General features: G+C 50.0%; 19 protein-coding genes. 18 read left to right on the top strand and 1 reads right to left on the bottom strand.

Annotation, left to right across the window (positions count from 1 at the left end):
- Window positions 1-2 precede the first annotated feature (2 nt).
- Both BUB37_RS13695 and BUB37_RS13690 read left to right on the top strand, forming a co-directional pair.
- Window positions 3-557 carry a hypothetical protein gene (locus tag BUB37_RS13695; protein ID WP_072994388.1) on the top strand — a complete coding sequence of 185 codons (555 nt, stop codon included), beginning with the start codon at window positions 3-5 and terminating at the stop codon, window positions 555-557.
- Window positions 558-573: 16 nt separating this feature from the next.
- Window positions 574-864, top strand: coding sequence for a hypothetical protein (locus tag BUB37_RS13690; RefSeq protein WP_072994387.1), 291 nt, complete (start codon window positions 574-576; stop codon window positions 862-864).
- A gap of 82 nt (window positions 865-946) precedes the next feature.
- On the opposite strand, the gene BUB37_RS13685 is transcribed toward BUB37_RS13690, so the two are convergent.
- Window positions 947-1,324 carry a GTPase gene (locus BUB37_RS13685; protein WP_072994386.1) on the bottom strand — a complete coding sequence of 126 codons (378 nt, stop codon included), beginning with the start codon at window positions 1,322-1,324 and terminating at the stop codon, window positions 947-949.
- Between the two features lie 56 nt (window positions 1,325-1,380).
- Between BUB37_RS13685 and bla the strand changes: the two genes are divergently transcribed.
- The 16 genes from bla to BUB37_RS13605 all read left to right on the top strand — a co-directional run bounded on the left by bla (window position 1,381) and on the right by BUB37_RS13605 (window position 15,782).
- Window positions 1,381-2,124 carry a subclass B1 metallo-beta-lactamase gene (gene bla, locus BUB37_RS13680; protein WP_072994385.1) on the top strand — a complete coding sequence of 248 codons (744 nt, stop codon included), beginning with the start codon at window positions 1,381-1,383 and terminating at the stop codon, window positions 2,122-2,124.
- A gap of 26 nt (window positions 2,125-2,150) precedes the next feature.
- Entirely contained in the window at window positions 2,151-3,767 is a 1,617-nt protein-coding gene (locus tag BUB37_RS13675; RefSeq protein ID WP_072994384.1) for an alkaline phosphatase D family protein, read from the top strand.
- Window positions 3,768-3,949: 182 nt separating this feature from the next.
- Window positions 3,950-5,002: a glycoside hydrolase family protein gene (locus tag BUB37_RS13670; RefSeq protein WP_212635297.1), complete on the top strand. Its 1,053-nt coding sequence runs from the start codon at window positions 3,950-3,952 to the stop codon at window positions 5,000-5,002.
- Window positions 5,003-5,174: 172 nt separating this feature from the next.
- Complete coding sequence (locus BUB37_RS13665; protein WP_212635296.1) at window positions 5,175-5,759, top strand: Crp/Fnr family transcriptional regulator; 585 nt, start codon at window positions 5,175-5,177, stop codon at window positions 5,757-5,759.
- Window positions 5,760-5,809: 50 nt separating this feature from the next.
- Window positions 5,810-6,421, top strand: coding sequence for a succinate dehydrogenase/fumarate reductase transmembrane subunit (locus BUB37_RS13660; RefSeq protein WP_072994383.1), 612 nt, complete (start codon window positions 5,810-5,812; stop codon window positions 6,419-6,421).
- A gap of 141 nt (window positions 6,422-6,562) precedes the next feature.
- A complete protein-coding gene (locus tag BUB37_RS13655) occupies window positions 6,563-8,179 on the top strand; it encodes a M28 family metallopeptidase (protein ID WP_072994382.1) in 1,617 nt (538 codons plus the stop codon).
- Between the two features lie 143 nt (window positions 8,180-8,322).
- Window positions 8,323-9,000, top strand: a complete 678-nt coding sequence (locus BUB37_RS13650; RefSeq protein WP_072994381.1) for a response regulator transcription factor — start codon at window positions 8,323-8,325, stop codon at window positions 8,998-9,000.
- Entirely contained in the window at window positions 8,997-10,286 is a 1,290-nt protein-coding gene (gene porY, locus BUB37_RS13645) for a PorY family sensor histidine kinase (RefSeq protein ID WP_072994380.1), read from the top strand. Before BUB37_RS13650 ends, porY begins: the two co-directional genes overlap by 4 nt.
- 65 nt (window positions 10,287-10,351) lie before the next feature.
- A complete protein-coding gene (locus tag BUB37_RS13640) occupies window positions 10,352-10,795 on the top strand; it encodes a PepSY-like domain-containing protein (RefSeq protein ID WP_072994537.1) in 444 nt (147 codons plus the stop codon).
- 421 nt (window positions 10,796-11,216) lie between these two features.
- Complete coding sequence (locus BUB37_RS13635; protein WP_072994536.1) at window positions 11,217-11,669, top strand: GNAT family N-acetyltransferase; 453 nt, start codon at window positions 11,217-11,219, stop codon at window positions 11,667-11,669.
- Window positions 11,670-11,826: 157 nt separating this feature from the next.
- Window positions 11,827-12,153, top strand: a complete 327-nt coding sequence (locus BUB37_RS13630; protein ID WP_072994379.1) for a DMT family transporter — start codon at window positions 11,827-11,829, stop codon at window positions 12,151-12,153.
- A gap of 50 nt (window positions 12,154-12,203) precedes the next feature.
- Window positions 12,204-13,175, top strand: a complete 972-nt coding sequence (locus BUB37_RS13625) for a sugar phosphate isomerase/epimerase family protein (protein ID WP_094766735.1) — start codon at window positions 12,204-12,206, stop codon at window positions 13,173-13,175.
- Window positions 13,176-13,193: 18 nt separating this feature from the next.
- The gene (locus BUB37_RS13620; RefSeq protein WP_072994378.1) at window positions 13,194-13,799 is read left to right on the top strand and encodes a Crp/Fnr family transcriptional regulator; all 606 of its coding nucleotides are present in this window, start codon (window positions 13,194-13,196) and stop codon (window positions 13,797-13,799) included.
- 62 nt (window positions 13,800-13,861) lie between these two features.
- Window positions 13,862-14,740 carry a pirin family protein gene (locus BUB37_RS13615; RefSeq protein ID WP_072994377.1) on the top strand — a complete coding sequence of 293 codons (879 nt, stop codon included), beginning with the start codon at window positions 13,862-13,864 and terminating at the stop codon, window positions 14,738-14,740.
- 17 nt (window positions 14,741-14,757) lie between these two features.
- The gene (locus BUB37_RS13610) at window positions 14,758-15,033 is read left to right on the top strand and encodes a GNAT family N-acetyltransferase (protein WP_072994376.1); all 276 of its coding nucleotides are present in this window, start codon (window positions 14,758-14,760) and stop codon (window positions 15,031-15,033) included.
- A gap of 35 nt (window positions 15,034-15,068) precedes the next feature.
- Window positions 15,069-15,782 carry a pirin family protein gene (locus tag BUB37_RS13605; protein ID WP_072994375.1) on the top strand — a complete coding sequence of 238 codons (714 nt, stop codon included), beginning with the start codon at window positions 15,069-15,071 and terminating at the stop codon, window positions 15,780-15,782.
- Window positions 15,783-15,857 lie beyond the last annotated feature (75 nt).

Raw genomic sequence — 15,857 nt, 5'->3', positions numbered from 1 at the left:
CCATGGACAAAAAAATTGAGCAAACACGGAATCCCTTACATTCAAAAACCCCTAAGGCACCTCTACCCGAATGGGCCGTGGGCATTTCGCCCGCCGACATAATCACCGCCTTGAACCGCGAAATCGAAAAAGTTCTAAAACAGGCCAAAGGAAATCAATTGCGCGCCCTAAAACTAGGGTTTGAACGCCAACTGAATGCCGGACTCATAACGCCGAACGATTACAAGCGACTGAACCAAACCTTTTTAACGGTCTATGCCGCCGAAGAGGGCAAGAGAACACCAAAACAGGTTGCAGAAGAGCTGGAACTAATTTACCACGAGTCTTTGATGGATGCCGATTCGAGCGATGCCGCAAATGCGGTAATCGGCGTGGCCTACTCCAAAAAAGAAGACATGGCCATAGGGGGACTTCTGGGCATGGGCATAGGAATGGTAATCGGAGGCGCCCTATCGGGAACAGGACCTTTTGGCGGTTCGGCCGGAGCCCAGATCGGCGCCATCGTAGGTACGATTGTCGGGTCTTGGGCCGCCGGCGTATGTGAAGCAAACAATTAAACCTAAAACCAAAACCATGGCACGGATTACCAGAAGCGCATTTATTAAAAAAGGCAAATGGAATACCCTCGAGACCCGTTGGTCGAACGCAAAGATCCACTTTTATTTCAGAAGGCCGGAAGGAGCCAAAATCAGGGTCAAATATGGGGTGGGATGGTTTTCAAAAACCCGTCAAAACCAAACTTTGGACGGCATCGAGCGAAAAAGCATATCCGTCGGATCTTGGGGCCTTACCCGGGCCAAGATACAGGTCAAGCCCTTGATCGATCAGAACATCGACTTCGAAATCGTAACGGAAGGCCCATAGCCGGGGCAAAACCAAAGGCTTTCCAAACCCCTACGGATACCACCCGAAGAACCTGCCCTTTTTGACCATGCAATTAAAATTACTAGGCGAGCTGGTCTTCAATCAAGGCAATGAGTTCTTTCGAATCTTCCAGCCCGTTCAAGGTTTCCGTACCCACGAAAAGCTGCAGGGCATCATCGGTGGCGGCCAAGACAACGGGGTATGTGAATTTGCTACCGAACTTCGAAGCATAGGTCTTGCGAAACTCGTCTTTGTGCAGAAACTCCATAGCGATGCCCCTGGTCTCGCGAAACTTTTTCCAAACCTTGTTCTCGGTAAAAACACCAAAGGTTATATCGCACAGGTTGCACTCGTAGGTATGGGGACTCAATAACTTATGAACGCTGTCCATCACCTTGTTCCTCAGGCCCGAATCGGCATTATATACAAATATCAGTTTTCGAATCTTTCCGTTTGTCATACTTTAAAAGGAGTAATACGCTTATATTTAGGGTATAAATCCAATACAGCCCCACCATGAAACAACATATCGGTACCGCAATGGTTCTTCTTTTCGCATTGCTACTTACCTGTTGTAAGTCTCAAAAACCAGGGGCGGCTTACACTTCCGAAAATTTAAAGATCATACCCATCACCCCGAACAGCTTCATCCACGTTTCGTACCTGGAGACCGATTCGTACGGAAAAGTGGCCTGCAATGGCCTGGTCTATATGAAGAACAAGGAGGCCGTGGTCTTCGACACGCCTACCGACGACCGCACTTCGGAGGAACTGATCGATTGGATAACGAAGACCAAGAACCACAGGGTAACGGCCGTGGTCGTCAATCATTTTCACGACGATTGTGTCGGTGGACTGCAAGCCTTCCATCAAAGAAAAATTCCTTCCTACGCCAACGAACGTACCATCGAACTGGCACGTAAAGAAGGCAACCAAGTACCCCAATTCGGTTTTAGGCGACGTAAGGAATTACTGGTCGGACAGCACACGGTCATCAACGAACATCCGGGCGAAGCCCATACAAGCGACAATATCGTCAGTTATATTCCCGACGACGAAGTACTCTTCGGCGGCTGCGCGGTAAAGGCGCTCAAGGCGACCAAGGGCTACCTCGGGGATGCGAACGAGGCCGAATGGGGCCCTACCATCGACAAGATCAAGGCAAACTACCCCAAGGTAAAATACGTGGTTCCCGGTCACGGCGACTATGGGGGCGTCGAACTATTGGACTATACGGCCCAACTGTTCCGTACCGAATAAAACAACAAGCAAAATTTAGCGCCCTTATGAAAACCCGATTTTTAGTACTCTTCCTTGGCTTAAGTATACTTTCCTGTTCCGAAAAACCCGAAGAACGCATTCCCCCGGTCAAGGCGCCCTTTAGTCATGTGGACACCCTGTGCATTAACGATTGGTGGAACCGTGCCGACAATCCCATTGTCGACCTAAAGGTGGATCGCGACAGTGTGATAGCCTTTGGCATCTATACCGTTTCCGACCGCACCCTTAAAATGAGCGCCCAGCTCTATCCGCTCTACCCCGAGGAAACCCGTGAGGTACGGTTGGAAATCGAGGAAAACGGTGCATGGAGGGAAATCCAAAAAGCCACGGTGAACGACTTGGGCTGGTCGGCCCTTTTCAGGGTCGAAAACTGGGACGACTCGCAAGACACCCACTATCGCATCCGTCATGGCAAAAACGCCTACTACGAGGGACTGGTCCGCAAAAATCCGATCGATAAGAAAGAGATCTCCATGGCCGCCCTAAGCTGCAACAGCAACCAAGACCGGGGCATGCGCGAAAACTACGTGCGAAACATCAACCACCAAGACCCCGACCTCGTTTTTTTTGCCGGCGACCAATCGTACGACCATACCGAGCATACGGCCGCCTGGCTAAAGTTCGGGCTGCAGTTCAGGGAAACCTTTAGAAACCGGCCCGCCGTTGCCATCCCCGACGACCACGACATAGGCCAGGGCAACCTTTGGGGGGAGAACGGTAAAAAATCGGTGGTAAAAGGGTCCAACGACGGGGGCTATACCTACCACCCCGAATATGTAAAAATGGTAGAGCGCTGCCAAACCGCCCATTTGCCCGACCCCTACGACCCCACTCCCGTTGAGCAGGGCATCGGGGTCTACTACACCAATCTAAAATTGGGCGGGGTAGACTTTGCCATTCTCGAAGACCGCAAGTTCAAATCGGGACCCAATGGGAAGATTCCCCAACAGGGGCCGAGACCCGACCATATCCGCAACCCCGACTACGACCCGGCCAGTATCGACCTACCGGGCCTCAAACTGTTGGGTGACCGCCAGTTACAATTTTTGGAGGATTGGGGCAGCCGCGACACCACCTACCTCAAGGCAGTGCTCTCGCAGACCGGTTTTTGTGGTGGCGCCCATATACACGGTACGCCCGACAACCGACTGCACGCCGACCTCGACAGCAACGGCTGGCCACAGACCGGACGCAACAAGGCCCTGCGATTGATCAAGCGGGCCAAGGCCGTACACATTGCCGGCGACCAGCATTTGGCCACCGTGATCCATCAGGGCATCGACACCTTCGGCGATGGCCCCTGGTCGTTCGTAGTGCCCGCCATTGTTAACGACTACTACAGCCGCTGGTGGTGGCCCGAGGACGAAAAGGCCGGCGAAGACCCCAACCCCGATACCGACCTGCCGTGGACGGGCAATTACCTCGACGGCTTCGGCAACAAGATAAGGATGATGGCCTATGTCAACCCCGAAAGCCCCTCGAAAGGAGGCGGGTACGGCCTCGTGCGTTTCAACAAAAGCGAGCGTACGGCCACCTTCGAATGCTGGCCCAGGAATGCCGACCTTACCCAAGGCGATGCCCAACAATTCGAAGGCTGGCCGATAACGGTAAAAATGGAGTAGGCAGCCCTACAATTACCCGACGGGGCGAGCCATTGAACAGGGAAGAAATTGGGCGATTGCCGCCAAAACCATCAGAGGTTTTTCTTAAATTCCCCCCAAAAAAAGTGGCGATGGCAATAATGCCCAAGTACATTGAAGTATAAATAGCCTAACACCATAGAACTTTTAAAATCGGGAATTTTATGAAAATACTTTTCGCCTTAACCGCGTTATTGACAATAACAACCAAGGTGGCCTCCCAAAGCCCGGGCGATGACCTCTCCTTTAAGAATAGGTTCGACAAGGTTACAGGGAACAACATTTTTAAAGATCCCGATTATTACCACTGGGGCGGCTCCATTATTAAAGGCGATGATGGCAAGTACCATCTGTTCTATTCCCGCTGGCAAAAGGATTTTGCCGCGTGGCTGACCTTTTCCGAAATCGCCCATGCCACCTCCGATAGCCCCAATGGCCCTTGGCAATACCAGGAAACCGTGCTTAAAGGCAGGGGAAAGGGGCATTGGGATGCCATTACGGCCCATAACCCCAAAATAAAAAAATTCGAGGGAAAGTATTACCTGTACTATATAGCCACCAACTTGGGCGACCTTGACTATACCGAAAAAGATCTGTACGATACGCACGGAAAATCGTTGGAAGAGAGTCCTATACGCAAGGCACTTCGCAACAACCAAAGAACAGGCGTCGCCATTTCCAATTCGATAAACGGTCCTTGGAAAAGGCTGGACGAACCCATAATAGAACCTTCCGGTCCCATTACGACCATTACCGTAAACCCCGCCATCGAAAAAGGCGAGGACGGGCGCCATTACCTTATTGTCAAAGGGGATAAACCCAACGAAAAACGCTTTATCAGAAACCAGGCCATAGCCATTTCAGATTCGCCCGTCGGGCCGTTTGCCATGCAGCCCAAACCGGTAATAGACTACCTGGACACCGAAGACATGTCGATGTGGTATGACAGGAAAAGAGGGCGTTTTTACGGGATTTTCCACGCCCATCAATATATCGGTTTGGTCAGCTCGACCGATGGCACCGATTGGGAAAAGGCCAAAAATTTTGTGGTCCTAAAAAAGGAACTCTCCTTTAAAGAGGGCGAAACCATAAAGCCTAACCGAATGGAAAGGCCTTTTGTCTATATCGAAGACGGCGAGCCCAAAACCTTATGTCTGGCCATAAAGAAAGGCGATGAATCCTATACCGTATTTTTGCCTATAAGAAGCGAGAAATAGAATCCGACCAAAACCGGTTTTTTAGAACCGAATAGAAAAACAGTGGCCGAAACACTTTGCCAAAATCAACGATAATGAATGTACCTAGACCATCAACCTGTATCCCTAATGGTGACCGTTGCCCCCTTGCCGACCGATGGTCTCCCTGAGTTTCGCAACCAAAACCACCGCGATGATGACCAAGGAAGCGATAATTGATCAAATCAGCGACACCTATGCCCCCTTATCGGCTGCATGCAAGGAGCAATTGGCAGGGCACGCCACCCTGCTCCCGCTTCATAAGAACACCCTTCTCGTCAAAGAAGGGGAATACGCCGATTCGACCTACTACATCGTCAAGGGCTGTGCCCGGGCCTATTATTTAAGGGAAGGGAAAGACATTTCCGACTGGTTCGCCTTTGAGGGCGAATTCATCAGTTCCATCGTCAGCTTTTTTACCCAAAGGCCCAGTCCGCACTACATCGAACTGCTTGAAGACTGTATTTTGCTTGAACTGTCGCGCGACCATATCGAAAAGGTGTCGGGCCAATTTCACGATTTTGAGCACTTGGTCCGGATCGTGGTGACCCAAACCATGCTTCGCCTCCAAGAGAAAATTTCTTCCCTCCAATTTTACACTGCCCGCCAGAAGTACGAAAATATTTTGGCCATCCGCCCGAATATCACGCAAAGGGTCGCCCTGACCCATATCGCCTCGTATTTGGGCATTTCACTCGAAACCCTGAGCCGAATCAGAAACCCAAGGAACCGAATTTGATGTATATCAAATGATTTGCGCTTACCACGCCCGAGCTTTGCAAGAAAAAAATGAAGCGCATCCACTACCTATCGGGCCTGGTCCTCGCCCTCTTTATCGCCCTCCATCTCTTCAATCACCTGGCCAGCGTTTATGGCGCCGAAACCCATATCGCCCTTATGGACCAACTGAGACGGGCATATCGAAATCCCTTTGTCGAAACCGCACTTCTGGCGGCCGTGGCCGTACAGATCATCTCGGGCATAAGCTTGGTCCGATGCAGGAAAGGGGCCCTGCAAGGGTTTTACGACCGACTGCAGGTTCGTACGGGACTCTACTTGGCATTTTTCCTTTTGATACATGTTGCGGCGGTATTGATCGGACGGTATGTAATGGAACTCGATACCAATTTTTATTTCGGCGTAGCCGGATTGAACACGTTTCCGATCAACCTATTCTTTATTCCCTATTACGCACTGGCCATTTTATCGTTCTTCGGACACATGGCCGCCATCCATTTCCAGAAAATGAAGGGAAAAATTCTTGGCTTGACCGTCGAACAGCAGTCGCGATCGATCCTCATTGTGGGAATCATCGTCACCCTTGTTATATTTTATGGGCTCACCGACCGGTTTTCAGGGGTCGAACTTCCGAAAGCCTATTTTATTCTAATCGGAAGATAGCCTCCCCGCCCCAAAATGGGATTCCCCGGCTTTGTCTTGCAAAATCAGAACGGATTTCAGACCTTAGTCACATACCTACCTTGGTGTTTTACGCCAGGAAGGGTATAAAAAGCCTTTGGTTCAACCTAACAAGCACTTGAAATGAAACATATCTTTACAATTGGTGCCCTCGTACTTCTCGCAAGCTGCGGAAACCACAAAGAACAGGAAGAAGCAACCGTCGAGGTCGACCAACACACCCTGGCCAACCATATCGAGCGCCTGGCATCGGATGAATTCCTGGGAAGAAAACCGTTTACCGAAGGCGAGACGAAGACCGTAAACTACTTGCGGGACGAGTTTAAAAAACTGGGGGTGGAGCCGGGCAACGGAAACAGCTATTTTCAGGAAGTGCCTATGGTCGAAATAGACGGCTCCCCTTCCGAAAAAATGACCATTTCAGGAAAAAACACCCATTTCGACCTGCACCTGTTAAAGGATTTCGTGGCCACGACCAACCAAGTGACCGAAGAGGTGGCCCTCGACGATTCGGAACTTGTTTTCGCGGGCTATGGCATTGTGGCCCCCGAATATGGATGGAACGACTACGAAGGCATCGATTGGCAGGGCAAGACCGCCGTGGTCTTGATCAACGACCCGGGGTTTAAATCGGGCGACTCGACCCTGTTCAAAGGCAACGAAATGACCTATTATGGGCGCTGGACCTATAAGTACGAGGAAGCGGCCCGACAAGGGGCCGATGGGCTGATCATCATTCACGATACCGAACCTGCCTCCTACGGGTGGAACGTAGTGGAATCGGGCTGGAGCGGTGCCCGGTTGACCATAGAAAGCGATTTGCCCCTTTTAAAGGTCGAGTCTTGGGTAAGCGGCGAAAGCGCCCAAAAAATAATCGATGCCTCGCCCATGAAAGGACAAGATTTCAAAGCCTTGGCCAGAAACAAGGACTTTAAGCCCGTTCCCCTCGACCTGACCGTTTCCGTTTCGATTCGCAACCAGATCAAAAAAGACGTTTCAAAGAATGTGGTGGCCCTTATCCCCGGCACCAAACGAAAGGACGAGGTTATCATCTATTCGGCCCATTGGGACCACTTTGGGGTAGGCAAGCCCATTGATGGCGACTCGATCTACAACGGCGCCGTCGACAACGCCTCGGGTACCGCCGGCCTGCTCGCCATTGCCGAAGCCTTTAAGAAAAACGGCCCTACCGAACGTTCGGTGGCCTTTATTGCCCTTACGGGCGAAGAGCAAGGTCTCTTGGGGTCTGCCTATTATGCGGAAAACCCCATTTTCGACCCCAAAAAAACCGTGGCCAACATCAACATCGATGCCTTGGCGAGTCCCGGAAAAATGAAAGACCTCACCATTACCGGTTACGGACATTCCGAAATGGATGAATACGCCGAAGAGGCGGCCCTCAAACAAAACCGGTACATCATTCCCGATCCCGATCCCGAAAAAGGGTATTTTTTTAGGTCGGACCATTTCAATTTTGCCAAGATCGGTATTCCGGCCCTCTATGCCAGCGGTTCGTACGAAGGCTTTGACAAAAGCATCGAGGAGATAAAGGCAAGTAAAGACCATTACCTGGCCCATATCTACCACCAACCGGGGGACGAGTACGACCCCGAAACCACCGAACTGTCCGGGGTACGCCAAGACCTGCAACTGTTCTTTGAAGTGGGACTGAAGCTATCGAATGAGGATTATTTCCCGAAATGGTACGAGGGCAGTGAATTCAAGGAAATCAGGGAATAGGCCGGTCGGCCCGGTTGCCCTGCTTCCCAAGGTTCCGGTTTTGGGGCCCATCGAACCGTAAAAGGTTAAAAAGGCCGGCCCTTCCCCCTAAAAAAATCAGGTAATTCCCAATTCTTTCCAAAATCTTGTAGCAACTTTGCAAGGTGAAGATTTTAGTAATAGAAGACGAGCTACAACTACAGAACAGTATAACCGAATCGCTGGAAAAGGAAAACTTTTTAATAGAGACCGCGGCGGATTACCATACGGCCATGGAAAAGGTCTTCGTCTACGATTACGATTGTATATTGCTCGATATCATGCTGCCCAACGGGAGCGGATTGGATATTCTAAAGGAACTTAAAAAGGAAGGAAAGAACGGCAACGTGATCATCATCTCGGCCAAAGACTCACTCGACGACAAGCTCGAGGGCCTGGAACTCGGCGCCGACGATTACCTGACCAAACCCTTCCACCTGGCCGAACTCAATGCCCGGGTCAAGGCCATCCTCCGAAGAAAGAACCTGAACGGAAAGAATACCATCGAGTTCGCCAATACGGTTTTGGACCTAAACGAACGGCAATTTTACGTCGATGGCAAAGGCGTTCCGCTCAACCGCAAGGAATTTGATATCCTCAACTACTTCCTCTTCAACAAAAACCGCTTGGTCACCAAAACCGCCATGGCCGAACACGTATGGGGCGACAATACCGACCAGGCCGACAACCTCGATTTTATGTACTCCCAGATCAAAAACCTGCGCAAAAAGTTGCAAAGATCACAGGCGGACATAGAAATAGTATCGGTATACGGGGTGGGCTATAAACTCGTTGAAAAATGAAGCTGCTCAACCAATCGCTAAAGTACCTTTCACTTTCCATTTTGGCAATCGTTACGGTATGGTCGGTCGTTTTCTACATCAACATGCTCAACGAGATCAAAAGCAGCATCGACGAAGGACTCGAAAACTACAAACGCCTCATCATCCAAAATGCAAAAATAGACTCGAGCATCCTTACCAAAACCTATTTTGACGAAAGTTTTTTTACCCTACATGAAATCGATAGGGAAACGGCCCTTTCGATGCGCGACCGCTATGCCGATACCATCATTTACATGCAGGATGCCGATGACAAAAGGCCGGAGCCCGAACCGGTACGGATGCTCACCACCTCGTTCAAGATCAAGGACCGCTTTTACGAACTTAAGGTGGCCAACTCCATGGTCGAGGAAGACGACCTCATCGACCAACTGTTTTGGGACGTTATCTGGCTCTACATCATCTTGATCGCCAGTATCATCATCATCAACAATTGGGTGTTAAAAAAACTGTGGAAACCCTTTTATGCCTTCTTGCAGCAACTGAAAAACTACAGGCTCGGCAGCACGAAAAAACTGCCCGAGGCCCAAACGACCACCAAGGAGTTCAAAGATCTGCAATACGCCGTAAACACCTTGCTCCGGCATAGTATCGCGGCTTTTGACCAACAAAAGGAGTTTATCGGCAATGCCTCGCACGAACTGCAGACGCCCTTGGCCATGGTTACCCATAAATTGGAACTGCTATTGGAGAAGGAAGACCTCAAGGAGGAACAGGCCGAAAAGCTGGTCGAAATCTTTCAAATTGTCGAACGCTTGGTTCGCCTGAACAAATCGCTCTTGCTGCTCTCCAAAATCGACAACAAGCAATTTTTCGACAACCAGCAAGTTGCCATCAACCCACTGGTCACACAGACCCTGGCCGAACTGGAAGAAATCAGCTCGTTCAAAAAGGTGGAGACCACGGTCGTTGAAAACGGTAGGCTGAACGCGCACATAGACCCGATACTGGCCCAGGTCGTCGTTTCGAACCTGCTTAAGAACGCCATCTTCCACAATGTCGAAAACGGTACGGTATCGATAGGCCTCTCCGACACGACCCTCGAAATTTGCAATACGGGCAAGGATGAAAGACTACATCCCGAAAAGGTGTTCAGCAGGTTTCAAACGAGCCGTTCAAAGAGCCACGGAACCGGTCTCGGGCTCGCCATAGTAAAAGCGATTTCAGACCTCTACGGCTATCGCGTCTCCTACGCCTTCGACGGGGGCATCCATTGCTTTACCGTACAATTTTCCACTGGGGGCTAGGTCTTTTCCCAATTCTTTCCAAAATGGGGTGCTTTCTTTACGGCATTAACCAAATTATAGCACCCATGAAAAAGCAAATTTTATACATCGCCGCATTGGGCCTTTTTACTTTTTCGAACGCCCAAGACCTTTACCCAAACCAAGTTCCATCGGTAATACTCAACGAATTCAACAGCCGGTTCCCCAATGCCTCCGACGTGGAATGGGAAATGAAGGGAGCCCTTTACAACGTCGAATTCGAAACCGGATGGGACAGGGACCATGAGGTATGGTACGATCCGGAAGGAAAAATTGTCAGGCAAAAGGACGAAATTACGGCAAAGGAACTGCCCGAAGCCGTAAGCCAAACGATCAAAACCAAATTCAAGGGCTATAGGATCGACGATGTCGAACGCATAAGCGACAAGGGCGAAACCGTGTACAAGGTAGAGGTCAACTCCTTGCTCAAGGACGATTGGGACCTGGTTTTGAACGACAAAGGGGAGCTCTTAAGCCAAACCCCGGATTGACACCCATAACAGTTTGACCTAGGGGTATCGGCCCGACCTAAGGTCGCGCCTCTTAAATTAAAAAAACCCCGCCCGGTTGCCATCAAAAAACCGGGCGGGGTTTCTATATTTTTAAGGCTATTGTGCAAAGTGCCAAAAACTACCCTTGGCTTGCACATTTTTAGCCTAAATACCTCCGTTCCCACCTTTTTGTTATATTTAAGCCAACCGTCTGCCCCCAATCTATGAAGGGGCGGTACGGAACGCCGAGCACGTACCCGAAATTTTCAAACCCGACAAAAGTATATGGTTCGCCCTTGGCTACCACACGGGGAAGCCAACCATGACCGAAGGGTCTAGAACCGGCTTGAAAACGATTACGGCCAAAGCCCGAAAAAAAAGAGGTCCGCCACTATATAACAACCAACAACATCCCCAAAAGATGATCGAAGAACTACAGCACTACACCTTGGATACGGCCAAACAGATACGCAGGGTTTTTCAAGCCTCGTACAAAATAGAGGCCGAATTGTTGAAGGCCACCGATTTTCCGCCCCTAAAAAGACCGCTCGAAGCCTATTTGAAATGCGATTCCCGGTTTTTCGGGTACACAAAGCAAGGCCAATTGGCCGGAGTTATTGAAATAGGCCACAATGCCGAGTTTACCCATGTGAGAAGTTTAGTGGTACACCCTCATTTTTTCAGACAGGGAATAGCGAAAGCGCTAATGGAATTTACCCTCAACTCGTTCGACTCGAGCCTATTCGCGGTTGAAACCGGACTGAAAAACGGGCCGGCTTCCCATTTGTACAAAAAATTGGGGTTTACCGAAGTTGAACAATGGGATACCGACCACGGTGTGAGGAAGGTAAAATTCGAACTTAGAAAACCCTAGGCGCATTTAAGCTCCCCTTCCATAGAAAACAGACCGGCCATAACCGTCGCAACAGGTAAACGCCGTTCCTTAAAATAAAAAATAATTGCCCAAGAAAATGTAGCTTTACCGGCCCATTGATTGCAAAAATTACAACCCTGTAAAACCAGAACGAACGATGAATTGGATACTGCTGATTATTGCCGGCCTGTTTGAAGTAACCTTTGCCTTCTGCCTGGGAAAAGCAAAGGAAACCTCGGGCCATGAAATGTACTGGTGGTATGCGGGTTTTCTTGTGGCCCTTTTTATGAGCATGGCCCTCTTGATCAAGGCCACCCAAACCCTGCCCATAGGAACGGCCTATGCCGTATGGACGGGGATCGGTGCCGTAGGTACCGTACTCGTGGGGATTTTTGTCTTTAAGGAACCTACTACCTTTTTAAGACTGTTCTTTATCACCACGCTAATTATTTCGATCATCGGGTTAAAAGTGGTTTCGCATTAGGCGGCTTAGTTTGGGAAAAGCCTTAACTTTAGTTTTTCAACCGCTATACCATGTCCGACAAAATTTCCAGAAGAAAGGCTATTTCCAACACGGTCAAAGGCTCACTGGCCGCCATGGGCGGATATGCCTTTGCCACGGGCCCATTAAACAACAATCGGGAAACCGCTAAAGACAAACTCCCCGTACGGATCAGTTTAAATTGCTCTACCCTGCTCCATTACAAACTGCCCGTCGATGTACAGATCGATTATGTGGCCGATGCCGGATTCGATGGTATAGAACTATGGATGCGCGACATTAAGACCTACCTCGACAAAGGCGGAAACACCTTCTTGTTAAAGAGAAAATTGCAAGACCGGGGACTCGTACTTGAAAATATCATCGGGTTTTCGAAATGGTGCAGCGATGATCCGACCGAAAGGGAAAAGGCCCTGATTCAGCTGCGCGACGAAATGCAGATCACCAAAGGCTTGGGCGGTACCTTTCTTGCCGCTCCCGTACAGGGCATCGATAAAATCGACCCTTTACGCTACGACGATTACGCCGAACGCTATAAGGCCATCCTAGAGTTGGGCGATCAAACCGGGGTTACCCCTATTTTGGAACTCTGGGGCATGGGCGCCCTCAACAAGGTTGCCGATTGCACCCATATCGCCATGGCCACGGGCCACCCCAAAGCTACCGTACTCTTGGATTTTTACCACGTTTACCGCGGAGGAAACGATTGGAACACGGTAGACTTGATCAATGGGGCCAAGCTTCCGGTGATGCATATGAACGACTACCCCGCCACCCCGTCTTACGAACAGTTGACCGATGCCGATAGGGTTTTGCCCGGCGAGGGCATATGTCCGTTCAACGAACTTATCCCCAAACTCTACAAAGCAGGTTTTAGGGGAGGTTTTTCGGTAGAGCTTTTCAATAAGGGCTATTGGAACACCATGGATGCCAAGACCCTTTTGAAAAAAAGTTACGACCAAACATACGATACCGTTAAACGGGCACTTGCACCCCACCTTTGACCCAAGGGCAAAACCACGATGCTCAGAAACTTTAGAACATACCTCGCGAACCAATGGGGCCTTCCCAAAGAAGCCATTGACCAGTTGTGCGCCCAGATCAACACCAAGCAGGTCGATAAAGAAGGCTTCTTGTTAAAATCGGGCGAAATCTGCCCACTTACCTTTTTTGTCGAAAAGGGACTTTTGAGAATGTACGCCCTCAACGAAAAGGGAAAAGAGGACATTCTTCAGTTCGCACCGGAAAATTGGCTGGTAAGCGACCGGGGCAGCGTGTACTTCAACGAGCCCTCGGATTATTATATCGACGCCATTGAAAATACTACGGTGGTACTATTGGACCAGGGCTTTATGGAGCGCATTTCCGATTTGGGCCCCTCGTTCAGAAAACTGAACGAAAGGTTGCTGCACAACCACATCCGCCATTTGAACAAAAGGGTAAAACTCTTGCTGGGTGCCTCTGCCGAGACCCGCTACCTGAATTTCATTAAATTACATCCCGATGTGCTACTGCGCGTTCCCCAATGGATGGTAGCCTCATATTTGGGCATAGCGCCCGAAAGCCTCAGCCGCGTACGCAGGGCGCTGGCCAAAAAGAACTTTAAGCCGGGCCAACGCCTTTCTTAACATACATCAATGCGCCGGTGCTATGGGCATACTATTTTTGACGGAAACAAAACACAACGATTATGGACGTTAAAAAAATAGAACTTGTGGTACCCCCAAGACCGCCCCATTTTGTAGGAGATGGTTTTCGGGTACATAATTTTATTCCCAGCAGTTTCCGTTTGACCATGGAACGAATGAGTCCCTTCATTCTTTTGGACTACAATTCAAAATTCCATTTTCCCCCATCGGAGAAGCCCAAGGGCGTAGGCGTACACCCCCATCGCGGTTTTGAGACCGTTACCATTGCCTACAAGGGGCGGGTAGCCCATCACGACAGTGCCGGAGGCGGGGGTATAATCGGCGAAGGGGGCGTGCAATGGATGACCGCCGCTTCGGGGGTACTCCACAAAGAATATCACGAAGAGGGGTTTTCAAAGACCGGGGGCGACTTTCAAATGGTCCAGTTGTGGGTGAACCTTCCCGCCAAATACAAAATGACCGCCCCAAAGTATCAGGCCTTGGACCCCAAGGACATCAATGCCCATACCTTGCCCGACAATGCCGGAAGGATCGAGGTAATCGCCGGGCAGTATAAAGATGTTCGGGGTGCGGCTTCGACCTTTACCCCCATGCACCTGTTCAATGCCAAACTGGCCCAAGACGCGACCGCCGATTTCGCATTTCCCGCCCATTACAATACCGCATTGTTGGTCATTGAGGGGGAAGTTACGGTCAACGGGGAAGAAAAGGCCCCTACCGACCATTTTGTACTTTTTGAAAACGAAGGCGAATCTTTTCATATAAAGGCCGATCGCGAGGCAGTGGTATTGATACTGAGCGGCGAGCCCATCAATGAGCCCATTGCCGCCCAAGGGCCCTTCGTAATGAACACCAGGGAAGAGTTGGCACAGGCCATAGAAGACTTCAATCTGGGTAAATTTGGATATTTGGAAGATTAACCTTTAAAACATCACCTATGAAAATCGATCAACAGGACAATGGCAAAAAAGGAAGCTTTTACATCGAACACGAGGGCGAACGGGCAGCCGAAATGATCTATGTATGGAAAGGGGACAAATTGGTCATCGAGCATACCGAGGTTGCCGAAGCCCTAAGGGGCAAAGGCGCTGCCAAAAAAATGCTTATGGAGGCCGTTGCCTATGCCCGTGAGCATAAAAAAAAGATCCTGCCCCTATGTTCCTATGCGGCCAGTGTATTCGAGAGAACGCCCGAAATACGGGATGTACTTTAAGCCTAGCGGCATTTTAACCCAAAATATACCCTAAAATGAAAACGACAATACATCGATCGGAAACACGCGGACATGCCGACCACGGCTGGCTGAACACCTACCACACCTTTAGTTTTGCCAACTACCACGACCCGGAACGGATGGGCTTCGGGGTGTTGCGCGTTCTCAACGACGACGAGGTCTCGGCAGGAATGGGTTTCGCCACGCACGGCCATAGCAATATGGAGATTATCTCCATACCCTTGGAAGGCGACCTTGAACACAAGGATAGTATGGGCAATACCACGGTAATTAAACAGGGGGATGTTCAAGTGATGAGTGCGGGGTCGGGCATCCAACACAGTGAGAAAAACAAAAATAGCGACAAAAAGGTAAAATTTCTCCAGATTTGGGTATTGCCCAATAAGGCCAACGCAGAGCCGAGATACGACCAGATCAGCCTTAAGGAGGCCGACCTGGCCAACCGATTCCATCAAATCGTTTCGCCCCATAGCGATGATAGCGGGGTGTGGATCCATCAAAACGCCTGGTTCCACCTGGGGAATTTCGAAAAAGGCCGAACAGGCAGCTACCGTTTTAAGGATGCTTCGAACGGCCTGTACGTTTTCGTGCTCGAGGGGGAACTAACCGTGGACGAGGTAAACTTGGGCCGAAGGGACGGCCTTGGGGTATGGGATACCGATACGGTCGATTTTACGTTTAAGGAAGCCAGTAAGGTGTTGTTGATGGAAGTGCCCATGGCCAATTGAACGAACCCCTTTATAGGCAAAAGTCCGTATCCCGGAGAGTATCGATCGGTCTTCGAAATGGCGGCTGTCCGCATT

This window comes from Pseudozobellia thermophila, assembly GCF_900141855.1.
In the GTDB taxonomy this organism is placed as follows: domain Bacteria; phylum Bacteroidota; class Bacteroidia; order Flavobacteriales; family Flavobacteriaceae; genus Pseudozobellia; species Pseudozobellia thermophila.
This window is presented reverse-complemented; position numbering and strand designations above follow the sequence as displayed.

Coding starts and splice junctions, on each gene's coding strand:
- BUB37_RS13695 (WP_072994388.1), top strand. CDS start 3: ATGGACAAAAAAATTGAGCAAACACGGAATCCCTTACATTCAAAAACC.
- BUB37_RS13690 (WP_072994387.1), top strand. CDS start 574: ATGGCACGGATTACCAGAAGCGCATTTATTAAAAAAGGCAAATGGAAT.
- BUB37_RS13685 (WP_072994386.1), bottom strand. CDS start 1,324: ATGACAAACGGAAAGATTCGAAAACTGATATTTGTATATAATGCCGAT.
- bla (WP_072994385.1), top strand. CDS start 1,381: ATGAAACAACATATCGGTACCGCAATGGTTCTTCTTTTCGCATTGCTA.
- BUB37_RS13675 (WP_072994384.1), top strand. CDS start 2,151: ATGAAAACCCGATTTTTAGTACTCTTCCTTGGCTTAAGTATACTTTCC.
- BUB37_RS13670 (WP_212635297.1), top strand. CDS start 3,950: ATGAAAATACTTTTCGCCTTAACCGCGTTATTGACAATAACAACCAAG.
- BUB37_RS13665 (WP_212635296.1), top strand. CDS start 5,175: ATGATGACCAAGGAAGCGATAATTGATCAAATCAGCGACACCTATGCC.
- BUB37_RS13660 (WP_072994383.1), top strand. CDS start 5,810: ATGAAGCGCATCCACTACCTATCGGGCCTGGTCCTCGCCCTCTTTATC.
- BUB37_RS13655 (WP_072994382.1), top strand. CDS start 6,563: ATGAAACATATCTTTACAATTGGTGCCCTCGTACTTCTCGCAAGCTGC.
- porY (WP_072994380.1), top strand. CDS start 8,997: ATGAAGCTGCTCAACCAATCGCTAAAGTACCTTTCACTTTCCATTTTG.
- BUB37_RS13640 (WP_072994537.1), top strand. CDS start 10,352: ATGAAAAAGCAAATTTTATACATCGCCGCATTGGGCCTTTTTACTTTT.
- BUB37_RS13635 (WP_072994536.1), top strand. CDS start 11,217: ATGATCGAAGAACTACAGCACTACACCTTGGATACGGCCAAACAGATA.
- BUB37_RS13630 (WP_072994379.1), top strand. CDS start 11,827: ATGAATTGGATACTGCTGATTATTGCCGGCCTGTTTGAAGTAACCTTT.
- BUB37_RS13625 (WP_094766735.1), top strand. CDS start 12,204: ATGTCCGACAAAATTTCCAGAAGAAAGGCTATTTCCAACACGGTCAAA.
- BUB37_RS13620 (WP_072994378.1), top strand. CDS start 13,194: ATGCTCAGAAACTTTAGAACATACCTCGCGAACCAATGGGGCCTTCCC.
- BUB37_RS13615 (WP_072994377.1), top strand. CDS start 13,862: ATGGACGTTAAAAAAATAGAACTTGTGGTACCCCCAAGACCGCCCCAT.
- BUB37_RS13610 (WP_072994376.1), top strand. CDS start 14,758: ATGAAAATCGATCAACAGGACAATGGCAAAAAAGGAAGCTTTTACATC.
- BUB37_RS13605 (WP_072994375.1), top strand. CDS start 15,069: ATGAAAACGACAATACATCGATCGGAAACACGCGGACATGCCGACCAC.